Genomic DNA, 13,664 nt, shown 5'->3' with positions numbered 1-13,664 from the left:
AATCCGAACGCAACCGGTTGCGGGAAGGAGCATCGGGCTCCATCCCAACGGGTTAGCAACCGGGAACTGGCCGACGCGTTGATATGTCAAGCGCGGCAGCCTTCTCGGATGGGATTGGCGACATTTGAACGGCAGCGTGGCCTTTGGCCGAGTTGGCGGCGTTCCTCCTGTTGAGGGGGGATTGAGCCATGAAACGTGTTGTCCTTCTAGCAATTGCATGCGCCGCAGCGCTCACCGCAGGAGCCGAGGGCGCATCACCCAGAAAGCGCGGCGCCTCCACACCGGAGCGCGCCCCGCCCAATCAGCTTGCGCAGGAACAGGACGAGTTCAGGTCCTGCGACGTGGCGGTTCGGGATTTCGTCCAAGGCCGGAGAGAAGCAACGGCCCTTCCGGTCAAGGAGGTGAAGGTAGACGGGTTGCGGATGACGCTGAACTTCGTCCACCCCTACGGGGAAAGCGGCGATACGCCTCCCAATCTCGGCTTCACCCGGGCCGAGTCGATCGAAGAGCGCCGCAAGGCCCTGAACGAGGCCAAGCAGCGCATTCGCACCCTGGAGGAAGCGGCGAAGACCGGAAACGTCTGGTATGTCATCGCACTGACGAAGGACGAGCCGGACGGACCGGATGGCAGGCGCAGCCCGGCGAGCATGCAGCCCGACGCTGCCCGCGGCACGGCCTCGGCCGTCGTGATGGCGAGCATCGAGAACCGCTGCATCACCATCGCCCAATATGCGACGATCGCCCCTGATACCTTGAGCGAAGATTTGCGCCGGCTGCTGGGCGAGAAGGGCCGGGAGGCATCCCCGGCCGACCCGCCCGCCGTACCGCCTCCATCGTGAGCGTACCCGACGCGACAGGCCGGCTTTGATCCGCCTGTCGCCCATGCTAAGCCTGACCGTGGAACCGGGCGCACCCGGCTCCGGGGCGTGAGAACCCCTCCTGTAGCGGCCGGCATTGGCCGCAACGATGCCTTCCCAGCTACGGCCGGGGAGGCGATGGCGCATGTCCAGGGCGAAAGCCTAAAGGTCATCGCGGTCGTCTACAGGCGGCTTCTCAACTCCCCGACCACCAGCCCGGCTGGTGGTCGCTTCACTCAAGGGAGTTCGCGATGGAGCAGCCTTACAGCGTGGTGGCCGATTGGCTCTCGAAATTCCACACATGGCCGGAGAGCATTTAAGTGCTGTGGGTCGTCGCCATTCCTGTGACGGTGCTCGGCGTGACGTGGATTGTGATGCGGGGGTTGCGGGAGATCGTCGTGGTGTGGCTGGTGCTGGACTATCGTGATGACAAGGCGAGGGTAGTGATAGCGACGCTCTACTGCTACCACCAATGCTGTCATCTTAATGCTGCTATGACTAGTCCTGGGCAAAACATGCGAATGAGCGGGTCTTTCACCTATTACGAAGTCCGGCCATGACAATGCTTGTATCTAAGACCGCTACCACAATAGCAACACTCATTCCGCCGCATCTCCTGAGGTATTATTCGAGACGCACTATCAGGAATACACGGCGAGAACACTATTTCAAATCCGCTAACGGCGAAGCCTGTTTCGTGAGTAGTAGCCTTGGTATAGTTGGGACGAAGAGTTTTTAATACTTCGTGAGCGATCTGACGAATGGAAGCACCTTCAGCTCCACGTAGCGGAGAAAACTCTTCAGATCGGCCAGAGAACCACTGGAGTGAGTTTTTTCTGCTGATTTCCGCATATGCCCTGTTCAAGCGAGCATCGACATGCTTGCCACCATCCTGATCTGCAGCGGTACGGATGAGATCTGCGCGTGAGAGCTTACGACTCTCTGTGTCGATGATGACAGGTTGTGTCCACCAAGTTTCGAAATCTACCAGACGTGACGTTGATGCGGTGGTATCAAGGTGCGGTATGAATCTTGCTCCTTCGGGGCCAGAATACGCAGCGACAAGACCAGAATACGATTTCAATACAGGTGTCTCTGAGTGTGGATCCTTTAGAGCTGTGTCGAGGAATGGCTGGTTTTTAATTCCTAGGTGCGTGAGAACGCTCGTCGATGATCGCGTATCGTGAAGCAAAACTCGAAGTGTGACAGCAAGCCGTTTCGCTTCGCTTTCAAAGCCGTCATCATAAACTTTTGCTGAGTTCTCTAGGAATTGCAGCTGATCTTCAAGCTGTTGCTCGAAATCCTCCTGCGTTAATTCATACTGATCTTCTCTATCAGCCACCGGTACACCTGGATAAGTTTGGCAGTTCTCTTTATACTTATTTGTAGCTCTTTATGTATCGGGCTGCAATTCACAGCTCATTCTTCGTCACCCCAACAACCACCGAAACGCCCGCCGCATCTGCTCTGTCCCGTCCCGCTCCAACCAGCGGCCGTGGCTGAAGATGACGCGGTCGGGGGCCCAGGCGACGAGGCGCGAGACGGCTTCCCTGGCGTCGTGGCGGCGCATGCGGATGACGAGGCGGAGGTAGGCGGGAGCCTTGCCGTCGGGTGCTTGCACGCCGGTGAGCTTGGCGAAGAGGCGCGTGCCGAGGGACAGTTTGTGCGGTTCGAGGTTCTGGATGAGATCGGTCAGGATGAGCGTGCGTGTGGGCCGGTGAAGGAAGGCGACTTCATGGAAGCCCGCGCCGCCTGGAATGATGGTCTGGTCGATCTCGTCACCCCATGAATCCGGTGGAGCGTCGGTAAGGTCGCGGTCGAGGCGCAGGCCAGCGGCTTTCACCTGGGCGCGTTCGCGCAGGCCCGGCGCGGCGGATGTGACGGCGGCGGGGCAGCGGCTCTGCCAGTCCTTGAGATGCGTCCAGTGGGCCACGTTGGGGGCGACGATGTGGCGGATGGGGCCGAGAATTTCGATCTCCCGCCGCAGTTCCGCATTGAACCGCGTCGGGGAGTGGAGCCACACGTCACCCGAGGCAAGCCGGATCACGGTCATCCGCACCGGAAGCGACAGGCCCATGGCTTGCTGCGGACCGCTGTCGACGATCCAGATATTCTCCGCGACAGGCTTGAGGACATCCACGGGAGGGTAGGTCACGTCTTGATCGGAGGCCATCGTCATCTCCTGCCCGAGGCCGGGTCGGGGCTCCGGTACCTCAGCTATCTGTCCTTCATCAACGCGGTCCAAAGGGAATTTCCTTATTGCTCTACGATAATATCTCGGGGCGCATACGGCGGACTTCGCCGGCCATCAGGCGACCACCGTTGGCAGGATGACTAACAACTTTAATGTTACGTAACATAGTTATAAAATTCGGGTGAATACTTCTGCGGCCGCAGTTTTTGCGGTGTCAGATCAGTAAATAATAGTAAACCCGGAAAAATTTCTTGAAGCAGGACGGAACATCTAGCCCCTAGGGATTATTACTTTTGATTGAGACGGTCGGTCTCATCCATAGGAGGTACATATGAGCGGAGTTCTCTATAGCCGTTACAAAGGACCGGTTTGCGCCGTCGCGGCGCTCCTCGTGGCCAGTCTCGTATCGCATCCGTCGGTTGCGCAGGTCGGGGTAGGTGGGGGCGCGAGCATCGGAGGGTCGGATGGTGTGTCGGCTGGCGTCGGTGCAAGTATTGGAGGGTCTGACGGCATATCGGCCGGAGTCGGCGCAAGTATTGGCGGCTCCGATGGGGTCAATGCCGGTGCAGGCGCGAATGTCGGCGGGTCCGGCGGTGTCTCGGCCGGAGGCGGCGCAAGCATCGGCGGCGCGGGCGGGACCAGCGCCGGAGCCGGAGCCAATGTGGGCGGATCCGGCGGCGTCTCGGCCGAGGGTGGTGCGAATGTGGGCGGTTCGGGCGGCGTTTCGGCCGGCGCGGGCGCGAATGTGGGTGGCTCAGCGGGCGTGAGTGCGGGCCTTAGCGCCAGCATCGGCGGCTCCGATGGGGTCAATGCTGGGGCGGGGGCCAATGCGGGGGGCTCGAACGGCATTGGGGCCGGGGTCGGCGCCAGCATCGGCGGGTCTGGCGGCATCAGTGCCGGTGGCGGGGCCAATGTTGGCGGATCGAACGGTGCGACGGCCGGGGTCGGCCTTGGTATCGGGGGCTCGGGCACGTCGGGCGGCGGCTCCGTCGTTCCAGGGGGAACCGGTGGCATTCGGCCAGGCGTTGGAGCGGGTTCCACAGGCACCTCCACACGCGGGACCACCCGCAACCCGTCTGCGACCGGCAGCGTCAATCCGCGCTCGCCCTCGGTCGCTCCTGCGCCGGCCGGCAGCGTGGCGGCCGGGTTGAGAAACATGAGCGCTGGCCAGAAGCAGCAGCTTCGGCGCAATTGCGCTGTGGTCCTGGCCTCTCCGGACAGCTACGAGAGCGACCTGAAGGGGCTCTGCGGCCTGCTGAACAGTTCGTCGTCGCGCTGAAGTAACGGTCTTGCTCTGTCACGCACGGCATCGAGCGAGGCGCGACGCGTTAACGGCCGCGCCTCGTCTTTCGATCATTCCGCCGCTTCGCGGGTGATCTTCTTGTCCTTCTTGGCGGGCTCTTTCTTGGAAGGTTCTTTCTTGACGGCCGCCTTCTTGAGAGGCCGGCGCTCCAGCACTTCCTTGAGGAAGCGGCCGGTATAGCTCTCCTTCACCTCGGCGATCTCCTCGGGCGTGCCCTGCGCCACGATCTGGCCGCCGCCGTCGCCGCCCTCGGGGCCAAGATCGATCACCCAGTCGGCGGTCTTGATGACCTCGAGATTGTGCTCGATCACCACCACGGAGTTGCCCTGCTCGACCAGCTCGTGCAGCACCTCCAACAGCTTCGCCACGTCGTGGAAGTGCAGGCCCGTCGTAGGCTCGTCCAGAATGTAAAGGGTTCGGCCGGTGGCGCGCTTCGACAACTCCTTCGACAGCTTCACGCGCTGCGCCTCGCCGCCAGAAAGAGTCGTGGCCTGCTGGCCCACATGCACGTAGTCGAGGCCCACGCGGGCCAGCGTCTGCATCTTCTCGCGGATCGACGGCACAGCCTTGAACAGATCGCGCGCCTCCTCCACGCTCATGTCGAGCACATCGGCGATGGACTTGTCGCGGTACTTCACCTCCAGCGTCTCGCGGTCGTAACGCTTGCCCTTGCAGACGTCGCAGGTCACGTAGACGTCGGGCAGGAAGTGCATCTCGATCTTGATGACGCCGTCACCGGAGCAGGCCTCGCAGCGCCCGCCCTTCACGTTGAACGAGAAACGCCCGGCCTGATACCCACGCGCCTTCGCCTCCGGCAAGCCGGCGAACCATTCGCGGATCGGCGTGAATGCTCCCACATAGGTGGCCGGGTTCGAGCGCGGCGTGCGGCCGATGGGGGATTGGTCGATGTCGATGACCTTGTCGAGGTGCTCCAGGCCCTCGATGCGGTCATGCGGGGCCGGATGTTCCAGCGCTCCGTTGAGCTTGCGCGCCACCGCCTTATAGAGCGTGTCGATGACAAGCGTGGACTTGCCGCCCCCGGACACGCCGGTGATGCACGTGAAGGTGCCGAGCGGGATGTCCGCCGTCACGTTCTTGAGGTTGTTGCCCTTCGCGCCGACGACCTTGATCATGCGCTTCCGGTCGGGCTTGCGGCGCTTGGCCGGCACCTTCACGGACATCTCGCCCGTCAGGTACTTGCCGGTGAGAGACTTCGGATCCTGGAGGAGCTCGTCCGGCGTGCCCTCGGCAACAATCTCGCCGCCATGGATGCCTGCGCCCGGGCCAATGTCGAACACGTAATCGGCCTGCAGGATCGCGTCCTCGTCATGCTCGACCACGATCACCGTGTTGCCTAGGTCGCGCAGGCGCTTGAGGGTCACGAGCAGGCGCTCGTTGTCGCGCTGGTGCAGGCCAATGGACGGCTCGTCGAGCACATAGAGCACGCCCGTGAGGCCGGAGCCGATCTGCGAGGCGAGACGGATGCGCTGGCTTTCGCCGCCGGACAGCGTGCCGGAAGCACGGGATAGCGTGAGGTATTCCAGCCCCACATCGACCAGGAAGGTGAGCCGCTCGCGGATCTCCTTGAGGATGCGGCCCGCGATCTCGTTCTGTTTGTTGGTGAGCTTGTTCGACAGATCGCCGAACCACACATGGGCGTCCTTGACCGACAAGGTGGTGGCGTCGCCGATGTCGAAGCCGGCGATCTTCACCGCCAGCGCCTCCGGCTTGAGCCGTTTGCCGCCGCAGGCCTCGCAAGGCGTCTCGCCCATGAAGCGGCCGATCTCCTCGCGGGACCAGTCGCTCTCGGTCTCCTTGTAACGCCGCTCCAGATTCGGAATCACGCCCTCGAAGGGCTTCCTGACCTCATAGGCCCGAAGCCCGTCGTCATAGGAGAAGCGGATCGCGGTCTCGTCCGTGCCGTACAGGATCGCCTCGCGCACGGCTTCCGGCAGCTCCTCCCACGGCTTGGTCATGGACGAGCGGAAGTGTCGGGCAATCGATTCCAGGGTCTGGCCGTAATAAGGCGAGGTAGACTTGGACCAGGGCGCGATGGCGCCGCGCTTGAGCGACAAGGTTTCGTCCGGCACAATCAGGTCAGGGTCGATGCGCATCTCGTGGCCTATGCCGCCGCAGGTGGGGCAGGCGCCGAAGGGATTGTTGAACGAGAACAGGCGCGGCTCGATCTCCGGAATCGTGAAACCCGAGACCGGGCAGGCGAATTTCGACGAAAAGACGATGCGCTTGGGCTTGCCCTTCTCGTCGGTCTCATCAGCATATTCGATGACCGCAATACCGTCCGTGAGGTCGAGGGCGGTTTCGAAGGATTCCGCTAAGCGCGCGGCGATGTCGGCGCGCACCACGATCCGGTCGACCACCACGTCGATGTCGTGCTTGAACTTCTTATCGAGGGCAGGGGCCTCATCGATGGCGTAGTATTCGCCGTCGATCTTCAGGCGCTGGAAGCCCTTCTTCTGGAACTCGGCGATTTCCTTGCGGTACTCGCCCTTGCGGCCGCGCACCACCGGAGCCAGCAGGTAGAGCCGTGCCTTCTCCGGCAGCTCCAGAACCCGGTCCACCATCTGGCTGACGGTCTGGCTCTCGATCGGAAGGCCCGTGGCGGGCGAGTAGGGGATGCCGACCCGCGCCCAGAGCAGGCGCATGTAGTCGTAGATCTCGGTGACCGTTCCCACCGTCGAGCGCGGATTGCGCGAGGTGGTCTTCTGTTCGATGGAGATGGCCGGGGAGAGACCGTCGATCTGGTCCACGTCCGGCTTCTGCATCATTTCCAGGAACTGGCGGGCATAAGCGGACAGGGATTCCACATAGCGCCGCTGCCCCTCGGCATAGATCGTGTCGAAGGCCAGCGATGACTTGCCGGAGCCCGAAAGACCCGTGAACACCACGAGGTGGTCCCGGGGCACCATGAGGTCGACGTTCTTGAGATTGTGCTCACGCGCTCCGCGCACGGAGATCACGCGCGCATTGGGATCACCCGCCTTTGCGCGGTTGAAGAGATCGTCGAGTTTGGCCATGTGCTGCCCAGCTTAGTATGGAATTCCGACCCGCTGGGCCGGCTCCGGGATATGTGATGCCTCACCCGCCAAAACAACATGCGGCAGATGATTCCATATCGACAACTTTAGAACAAAGAGAGTACGGGCGGCAAGGTGACAGGCGAGGATAGTAAGCCTAACGGCTCTATTGTAACAAAGTTTTAGTTGGGGTTTCCATGCTTGCCGCCAGATTTGCCGCGTTCATCGTCTGTATGGGCCTCACGGCCTGCGTCGCCGTGAGCGAAAGCGTCTCCTTCGTTCCCGGGCCCAAGCAGCAGGTTATCCCGTGGAACGGCTACGAGCTGTTGGCATCACGCCAGAAGGTCACCGGCGTCGGCCTTGTCCATCCACCAGGCTACGCCAAGGCGGGCACTTGGGTGCCGTTCGTGATCGAGATGCGAAACCACGGGAAAACACCTATCGAGTTTCGAATGCAGGACGCGACTGTCGTCCTTGCCCATCCAGACGGGGAGGTGGTTCTGCCTCTCAAGACCCTCGACGACATCGTCGCTGCGGAGCGGAGTCGGCACGCCACCGCCGAGTTCGTCATTGGGAGCCTTGCCCAAGCGAACATATCCCTAGCCCGTCAGATCGGATCGGGCATCGGGCAGGCGCGCCGGGAGGGGCGAGAGGACATGGCGGCGCTAGGAGGGGAGCACCGCCAAAATCTGGAACTCGCCCGGCAATATGCTCTTCAAGATCACACGCTCATGCCGGGGATTCACACAAAGGCGCTCCTCTTCGTTGAGGCGCCGGAGGCAATCGGCGGCGAGCGGAACTACACGATCCGCATCAAACTAGGTAACGAACTGCACGAGCTGAAGGCCGCCCAGTCCGTGCCGAAGCAGTAAGTCGACTCGTAGAGGCAGGTTCTATCAAAGAAATCCGTGTCTTGAGCCTTCCCATAGGTTAAGTTTGCCCATCGGGAGCTTCTTCCCCAGGAGCCGGATCATGATCCAGAAGGTGTTGGTTGGGAGCATATTTCTGCTGATCCTCACCGCCCAGCCGGTCCTTGCCGGCCCCTGTACCCAGGACATCAACCGGGTTCAGGCACAGGTCGATGCCCGGATCGGCGCAGTGGCGGGAGCCGGTCCCACGGGACCGGAAACCAATGCAGCCCTGTTGCACCGTGAGCCGACGCCGGGCTCAATCGCGGCCGCGGAGCAGCGGCTCGGGGAGGGTAGGCCCATGGAAGCTGCTCTGGCCGCCCTGGCGCGAGCCAGGACCGCTGACGACGCAGGCGACCGAGCCGCTTGCGAGCGGGCGCTCGCAGATGCCCGGCAGGCCACCTCGCCTTAGGGAAACGCTTTCCGCCTTGCGCTCATGCATCGCCCTGGCAAGCGCGCAGCACATGTATGGGGGCGGTCTCTATTTCGGTCTGACCATCGCGTCGCCCTAGAACAGGGCGTGGCGACCGAAGCTTTAGGTGCCGGTGCAGCTGCGCCGGGCGGGATCGTCTTAGGCTTGGCAGATCAACTATCGCAGGCTAAGCCATGAGAGCGGATCAAACCGATCAGCCCTGCCTACGGATCTCCTCCATGCTCCTTCGCTCGGGCTGCAAGGCAGCCGCGGTTATTTTTCTGATTGTGAGCAGCCCTGAATCCGCGACGGCTCAGGATGTCAGCGACAAGTTGGAACTCTGCATGTCGTGCCATGGCGAGACGGGGACCCCGCAGGTGCAGGGCGTTCCCACGTTGGCAGGCAAAACCGAATCAGATCTCGCGGCACAGCTCAGGCTGTTCCGGGACGGACAGCGGCAAAATCCTCAGATGGTGATGGCCAAGCGCCTTACCGATGAAGAAATCGAGCAACTGGCCGCATTCTTCGCGAAACAAACGCCGAAGTAGACAGCAAAGGTTAGGGCCAGTCGACCGGCTGCCGAGCGCGAACTGCGGCGGCTTCCGTCTCGGCCTCGGAGAATTCCGGCAAACACGACGTTTCGATCGCTCACTCGGCGATTGCGGGAGGCGGTGACTGGGCTCGGCGGTTAATTGGGGACAGTCCTGTGCACAACCGAGACGCTGCTTGCCCCTTGGGCGCTGCGGCCCCAGAACAGCCTCATGTGAATGAGGAGTGGCCCCAATGGCTGGCAGCGTGAACAAGGTGATATTGGTGGGGAACCTGGGGCGGGACCCTGAGGTGCGGCGCCTGAACTCGGGCGAGCCGGTGGTGAACCTGCGGATTGCGACCTCTGAGACGTGGAAGGACAAGGGGTCGGGGGAGCGCAAGGAGAAGACCGAGTGGCACTCGGTGGTGATCTTCAACGAGAACCTGGCGCGGGTGGCGGAACAGTACCTGAAGAAGGGCTCGAAGGTGTATCTTGAGGGCCAGCTGCAGACGCGCAAGTGGCAGGACCAGCAGGGGCAGGAGAAGTACACCACCGAGATCGTGCTGCAGCGCTTCCGCGGCGAGCTGACGATTCTGGACAGCCGCGGCGGCGGCGCCTCGGAGTTTGGCGAGGAGGAGCCGGGCCAGATCAGCCGCGGCGGCGACTTCGGTCGCTCCTCCCCCATGGACAGAAAACCCGCCGCAGCGCCTGCGTCGGGCGGCGGTTCGCGCTTCAGCGACATCGACGACGATATCCCGTTCTAGGATATTCGTCGGCGACAGGCTCGATTTGGGAAAGCCGCGACCGCACCAGGGCGAGACGCGGCTTTTTTTACTGAGCTTCCGCTCGGGCGCGGCGCTCGACCCGCATGCGCAAGTCCCGCATCGGTCGCAACGTGACCTTCATAGAAGCCGCCGGGGTCTCTTCCGAGATATTCCGCAGCTGAACGCCTTGCAGGAGCACCCCCATGATGGCCACCGCCTCCATCGTGGCGAAGGCGCTGCCGATGCAGATGCGCGGCCCCGCTCCGAACGGCATGTAGGCGTAGCGGTGGCGGGTCTTCGCCTGCTCGGGCGCAAACCGCTCCGGGTCGAAGCGCTCGGGAACGTCCCAGATTTTTTCGTGGCGGTGCACCGCATAGATGGGCACGACGAGAACGGTGCCCGCCGGAATCGTATAGCCGCCGAGCTGAAAATCCTGGATTGCCGTTCTGGTGATGATCGGAGCCGGCGGGTACAGGCGCATCGCCTCCGAGAAAACCTGCCGCGTGTAGGTAAGCTGCCCAACTTGCTCAGGCCGCAAGGGCTCGCCCTTCGTGACCTCGTCGATCTCAGCCAGCACCTTCGCTTCGGTCGACGGATGTTTCGCCAGCAGGTGAAAGGTCCAGGCGAGGCCAAGCGCCGTGGTCTCGTGGCCGGCTGTGACGAAAGTCAGGAGATTGTCGGCGATTTCTCCGTCCGTCATGGTCCGGCCGCTCTCCGGGTCGATAGCCCCGAGGAGCAGGGCCACGAGATCCTCGCGGCTCTCGCCGCTGTGACGGCGCTCCGCGATCATGGCCGTGATGGCCGAGCGCAGATAGGACGCCGCCGCCGCGGCGCGCCGTCGCCCGGGGTAAGGAATCCAGTCCGGCGCCTTGAGGATGCTGAGGGCCAACACCCACCCGGTCGGTTCGAGATAATCCGTAATGCCCCGCTCGACCCGGGCAACGTCGATCCCTCCAGGACCCAACATCATGGTCTCGACGATGATGTCGAAGGTCGTGCGCATCATTTCATGGCCGATGCTCAGATCGGCTTTCGCGCCCGATGCCAGCCAGCGGTCGCGGGTACCTTCCGCGGCGGCGATCATCGCAGGCAGAAGACTCGTCAGTTTCTCGTGTCGGAACGCAGGCGCGACGGACTGGCGCTGCCACCGCCAATGCGCGCCGTCCGCGGTGAGCAAGCCTTCACCGAGCGCCGGACCGAGCGCGCGCCGGACATCCTCGCCCTTAACCAGCGCATCCGCGTTTCGAACCAGCGCTTCATGGATTAACGTCGGATCGCTGATCAGAACACGCCTGCGGCCTGCGATGCGCGAATAGACCAGCGGCTCGTGAAAGACCTCGGGCGGCAGGGCCTCCAGAGGATTGCGCACCACCGCACCGAGAAGCGCGAGGGGAGAGCCTCGGCTGACGGCGAGGCCCGGGCTCTGCTCCGATATGACCGGAAGGGCGCTAGCGCTCATGATGTCCCTTTCATATGACCGCGACGCTTGATGGAGGCATGCGCCGCAGTGTAAGGTATGCACCTTAGAGAACCTTGATCTAAGGTGCATACCTTAGAACGTCAAGGGGCGGAACAGGCGGGCTTTCATGCGGGATGCCGAACCAGCGTCAAAGGCCAAGCGCGCTCGTCATGGCGTGAGCACCCGCGACAGGCTGATCGCGGTTGCTCTCAAGCTCTTCACTGAGCGTGGACCGGATCGGGTCACCACGGCGCAGATCGCCGATGCAGCCGGGATTAACGAGGGCAATCTCTACTATTACTTCAAGACCAAGCAGGCGCTCGTGCTGGTGATCTTCGACCGGTTCGAGGCTGAGGTGGACAGGCTTCTCGAAAGCCCCAGGAGGGACAGCGCGGATCCGGCCGCCTATGCGACTTTCCTGCGTGAATGGTTCGAGATCGTGTGGTCCTATCGCTTTCTCTACCGCGACTTCATGAGCCTGCTGGCGACGGCGCCGGAGCTGCGTCGCCGCATCCGGGCCATCAGCGCGCGTCTGCGGGCTCCAGTCAAAACACTCATGGGCCACATGCGAGCGGCCGGCTTGATCGCGATTTCGGACGAGGAGCTTGATGCCCTGCTGGCGAATGTCTGGATCGTCTCGACCTATTGGGTGGTCTATCTCGACGTGCAGGAGGGTGTGCGCGCGCTGAAGAAAGCGCACCTGGAATGGGGGATCAAGCAGGTATCATCCCTTTTCACGCCTTACCTAACCCCGCTGGCTCGTGAATGGCTCGACGCGCAGGCGGCAACGACATGAAAAAGGCCCGGACAGTCGCCGGGCCTTTGCGTATTATAGGATGAAGTCGACCGCTGTGAGGGCCGTCTTTTCGACATTCTCCAGCTTGATGTAGTGCGTCGTTCCAGAGAGATACACCACCGTATAGCCCGTGCGCTGCGCCATCTGGATGTCGTCGAAGTCCAGGATTCTCCAAGCGCGCAGATCGATCTGATCCTCGCCGGGCCGGAAATACTGGATGGTGTCCCGGCCGGACGCCGCATCGAAGCCGAAGATGTCGCGTCCGCCGCCGCCGTCCAGAGTGTCGTTTCCTGTTCCGCCGTTGAGGTAGTCGACGCCCGTTCCTCCATAGGAAGAGTCGCCCACGAGCCTGTCGTTGCCCGCGCCGCCGAACAGCGAATCGTTGCCATACGTGGCATTTGGGCCCGTGATCTGCGCATCGCCATAGATCACGTCATCGCCGGAGCCGCCGTTCAGGTAGTCATGCCCACCAGCGCTGGAATCGTTGAGGGTCGCCGCATCGCCGTAGAGCTTGTCGTTCGACGAACTGCCATAGATGCTGTCGTTCCCGCCGACCGACGAGCCGTACATGTTGACCGCATCGCCGTAGAGTGTGCCGGCGCCGCTTTCGCCGTAGATGAGGTCCGACCCGCCGCGCGCATTGTCGAAGAACGTGTAGGCGTCGCCATCGTAAAGCGTATCGCCGCCGCCGACCGCCGAATGCTGCAACTGATAGGCGTCTCCGTAGAGGACATCGTCGGAGCTGCCGCCCCGGAGGCTGTCGTTCCCGCCGACGGTCGATTCCCTCAGGGTGCGGGCGTCGCCATAAAGCGTGTCCCGTCCGTCATCTCCGGAGAGCGTATCCGATCCACCCTTTGCACCGCCGGCAAGGGTATAGCCGTCGCCGTAGAGCGTGTCATCGTCCTGATTGCCGTAAAGCTCGTCGTTCCCGCCGACCGTGCTTCCGCTCATGGAATAGGCGTCGCCATAGAGGGTGTCCTCGTCACGACCGCCATAGAGACTGTCGGCCCCGCCGATTGCCGATGCCGTCATGGTGCGGGCGTCGCCATATAGCACGTCGAACCCGTGCTCGCCCCACATGCGGTCCGCTCCGCCCTGGGCCGACCCCCTCATGGTGTAGGCGTCGCCATAGACGGTGTCCCGGTCGCTGCCCGTCCAGAAGCTATCCGCGCCGCCCCGGGCGGATCCGCTCAAGGTGGAAGCGTCGCCGTAGAGAAAGTCCGCGCCGTTGTAGCTGTGAATCTGGTCGCGGCCCATCGTGCGCGATGAGATCAATCCGCCGCTGTCGCCGTAGATGCGGTCGGAAGTCGAGGATCCCTCAAGGAAATTGCCGCCGAGAGTGCCAATCTTTTTCGCCATAGCGTCGCATGCCCCTTTGAAGCTTATTGTCTTGCTTTAAGCCTCATG

At 62.6% G+C, this 13,664-nt stretch carries 12 protein-coding genes; 7 read left to right on the top strand and 5 right to left on the bottom strand.

What is annotated here, in order from left to right:
* Positions 1 to 188: 188 nt before the first annotated feature.
* Positions 189 to 839: a hypothetical protein gene (locus DRB19_RS11800; RefSeq protein ID WP_114186237.1), complete on the top strand. Its 651-nt coding sequence runs from the start codon at positions 189 to 191 to the stop codon at positions 837 to 839.
* 559 nt (positions 840 to 1,398) lie between these two features.
* Here the strand turns inward: DRB19_RS11800 and DRB19_RS29905 are convergent.
* Positions 1,399 to 2,199 carry an SEC-C domain-containing protein gene (locus tag DRB19_RS29905; RefSeq protein ID WP_147021742.1) on the bottom strand — a complete coding sequence of 267 codons (801 nt, stop codon included), beginning with the start codon at positions 2,197 to 2,199 and terminating at the stop codon, positions 1,399 to 1,401.
* Positions 2,200 to 2,286: 87 nt separating this feature from the next.
* Positions 2,287 to 3,030, bottom strand: a complete 744-nt coding sequence (locus DRB19_RS11790; RefSeq protein ID WP_114186235.1) for a DUF4336 domain-containing protein — start codon at positions 3,028 to 3,030, stop codon at positions 2,287 to 2,289.
* Between the two features lie 352 nt (positions 3,031 to 3,382).
* Between DRB19_RS11790 and DRB19_RS11785 the strand changes: the two genes are divergently transcribed.
* The gene (locus DRB19_RS11785) at positions 3,383 to 4,330 is read left to right on the top strand and encodes a hypothetical protein (RefSeq protein ID WP_114186234.1); all 948 of its coding nucleotides are present in this window, start codon (positions 3,383 to 3,385) and stop codon (positions 4,328 to 4,330) included.
* A gap of 74 nt (positions 4,331 to 4,404) precedes the next feature.
* Here the strand turns inward: DRB19_RS11785 and uvrA are convergent, their stop codons facing one another.
* Complete coding sequence (gene uvrA / locus DRB19_RS11780; protein ID WP_114186233.1) at positions 4,405 to 7,389, bottom strand: excinuclease ABC subunit UvrA; 2,985 nt, start codon at positions 7,387 to 7,389, stop codon at positions 4,405 to 4,407.
* A gap of 197 nt (positions 7,390 to 7,586) precedes the next feature.
* Between uvrA and DRB19_RS11775 the strand changes: the two genes are divergently transcribed.
* The 4 genes from DRB19_RS11775 to DRB19_RS11760 all read left to right on the top strand — a co-directional run bounded on the left by DRB19_RS11775 (position 7,587) and on the right by DRB19_RS11760 (position 10,002).
* The gene (locus DRB19_RS11775) at positions 7,587 to 8,261 is read left to right on the top strand and encodes a hypothetical protein (RefSeq protein ID WP_147021743.1); all 675 of its coding nucleotides are present in this window, start codon (positions 7,587 to 7,589) and stop codon (positions 8,259 to 8,261) included.
* A 100-nt stretch (positions 8,262 to 8,361) separates the two neighbouring features.
* A complete protein-coding gene (locus DRB19_RS11770) occupies positions 8,362 to 8,709 on the top strand; it encodes a hypothetical protein (protein WP_114186231.1) in 348 nt (115 codons plus the stop codon).
* Between the two features lie 239 nt (positions 8,710 to 8,948).
* On the top strand, positions 8,949 to 9,257 hold the full coding sequence (locus DRB19_RS11765) for a c-type cytochrome (RefSeq protein WP_162815665.1): 309 nt from the start codon (positions 8,949 to 8,951) through the stop codon (positions 9,255 to 9,257).
* A 235-nt stretch (positions 9,258 to 9,492) separates the two neighbouring features.
* The gene (locus DRB19_RS11760) at positions 9,493 to 10,002 is read left to right on the top strand and encodes a single-stranded DNA-binding protein (RefSeq protein WP_114186229.1); all 510 of its coding nucleotides are present in this window, start codon (positions 9,493 to 9,495) and stop codon (positions 10,000 to 10,002) included.
* Positions 10,003 to 10,069: 67 nt separating this feature from the next.
* On the opposite strand, the gene DRB19_RS11755 is transcribed toward DRB19_RS11760, so the two are convergent.
* Positions 10,070 to 11,461, bottom strand: a complete 1,392-nt coding sequence (locus DRB19_RS11755) for a cytochrome P450 (RefSeq protein ID WP_114186228.1) — start codon at positions 11,459 to 11,461, stop codon at positions 10,070 to 10,072.
* A 127-nt stretch (positions 11,462 to 11,588) separates the two neighbouring features.
* Between DRB19_RS11755 and DRB19_RS11750 the strand changes: the two genes are divergently transcribed.
* Positions 11,589 to 12,257: a TetR/AcrR family transcriptional regulator gene (locus DRB19_RS11750; RefSeq protein ID WP_114186227.1), complete on the top strand. Its 669-nt coding sequence runs from the start codon at positions 11,589 to 11,591 to the stop codon at positions 12,255 to 12,257.
* A gap of 33 nt (positions 12,258 to 12,290) precedes the next feature.
* Here DRB19_RS11750 and DRB19_RS11745 read toward each other — a convergent pair whose 3' ends face one another.
* Complete coding sequence (locus DRB19_RS11745) at positions 12,291 to 13,616, bottom strand: calcium-binding protein (protein WP_114186226.1); 1,326 nt, start codon at positions 13,614 to 13,616, stop codon at positions 12,291 to 12,293.
* Positions 13,617 to 13,664 lie beyond the last annotated feature (48 nt).

The sequence above is a fragment of the Microvirga aerophila genome (genome assembly GCF_003332305.1).
Taxonomy (GTDB): Bacteria; Pseudomonadota; Alphaproteobacteria; order Rhizobiales; family Beijerinckiaceae; genus Microvirga; species Microvirga aerophila.
Note: the sequence above shows the minus strand (reverse complement) of the source record. Positions and strands in the feature narration are given on the sequence as shown.

What these genes read in the sequence shown, in the direction of transcription:
- DRB19_RS11800 (WP_114186237.1), top strand. Translation starts at nt 189, where the DNA reads ATGAAACGTGTTGTCCTTCTAGCAATTGCATGCGCCGCAGCGCTCACC.
- DRB19_RS11790 (WP_114186235.1), bottom strand. Translation starts at nt 3,030, where the DNA reads ATGGCCTCCGATCAAGACGTGACCTACCCTCCCGTGGATGTCCTCAAG.
- DRB19_RS11785 (WP_114186234.1), top strand. Translation starts at nt 3,383, where the DNA reads ATGAGCGGAGTTCTCTATAGCCGTTACAAAGGACCGGTTTGCGCCGTC.
- uvrA (WP_114186233.1), bottom strand. Translation starts at nt 7,389, where the DNA reads ATGGCCAAACTCGACGATCTCTTCAACCGCGCAAAGGCGGGTGATCCC.
- DRB19_RS11775 (WP_147021743.1), top strand. Translation starts at nt 7,587, where the DNA reads ATGCTTGCCGCCAGATTTGCCGCGTTCATCGTCTGTATGGGCCTCACG.
- DRB19_RS11770 (WP_114186231.1), top strand. Translation starts at nt 8,362, where the DNA reads ATGATCCAGAAGGTGTTGGTTGGGAGCATATTTCTGCTGATCCTCACC.
- DRB19_RS11765 (WP_162815665.1), top strand. Translation starts at nt 8,949, where the DNA reads ATGCTCCTTCGCTCGGGCTGCAAGGCAGCCGCGGTTATTTTTCTGATT.
- DRB19_RS11760 (WP_114186229.1), top strand. Translation starts at nt 9,493, where the DNA reads ATGGCTGGCAGCGTGAACAAGGTGATATTGGTGGGGAACCTGGGGCGG.
- DRB19_RS11755 (WP_114186228.1), bottom strand. Translation starts at nt 11,461, where the DNA reads ATGAGCGCTAGCGCCCTTCCGGTCATATCGGAGCAGAGCCCGGGCCTC.
- DRB19_RS11750 (WP_114186227.1), top strand. Translation starts at nt 11,589, where the DNA reads ATGCGGGATGCCGAACCAGCGTCAAAGGCCAAGCGCGCTCGTCATGGC.
- DRB19_RS11745 (WP_114186226.1), bottom strand. Translation starts at nt 13,616, where the DNA reads ATGGCGAAAAAGATTGGCACTCTCGGCGGCAATTTCCTTGAGGGATCC.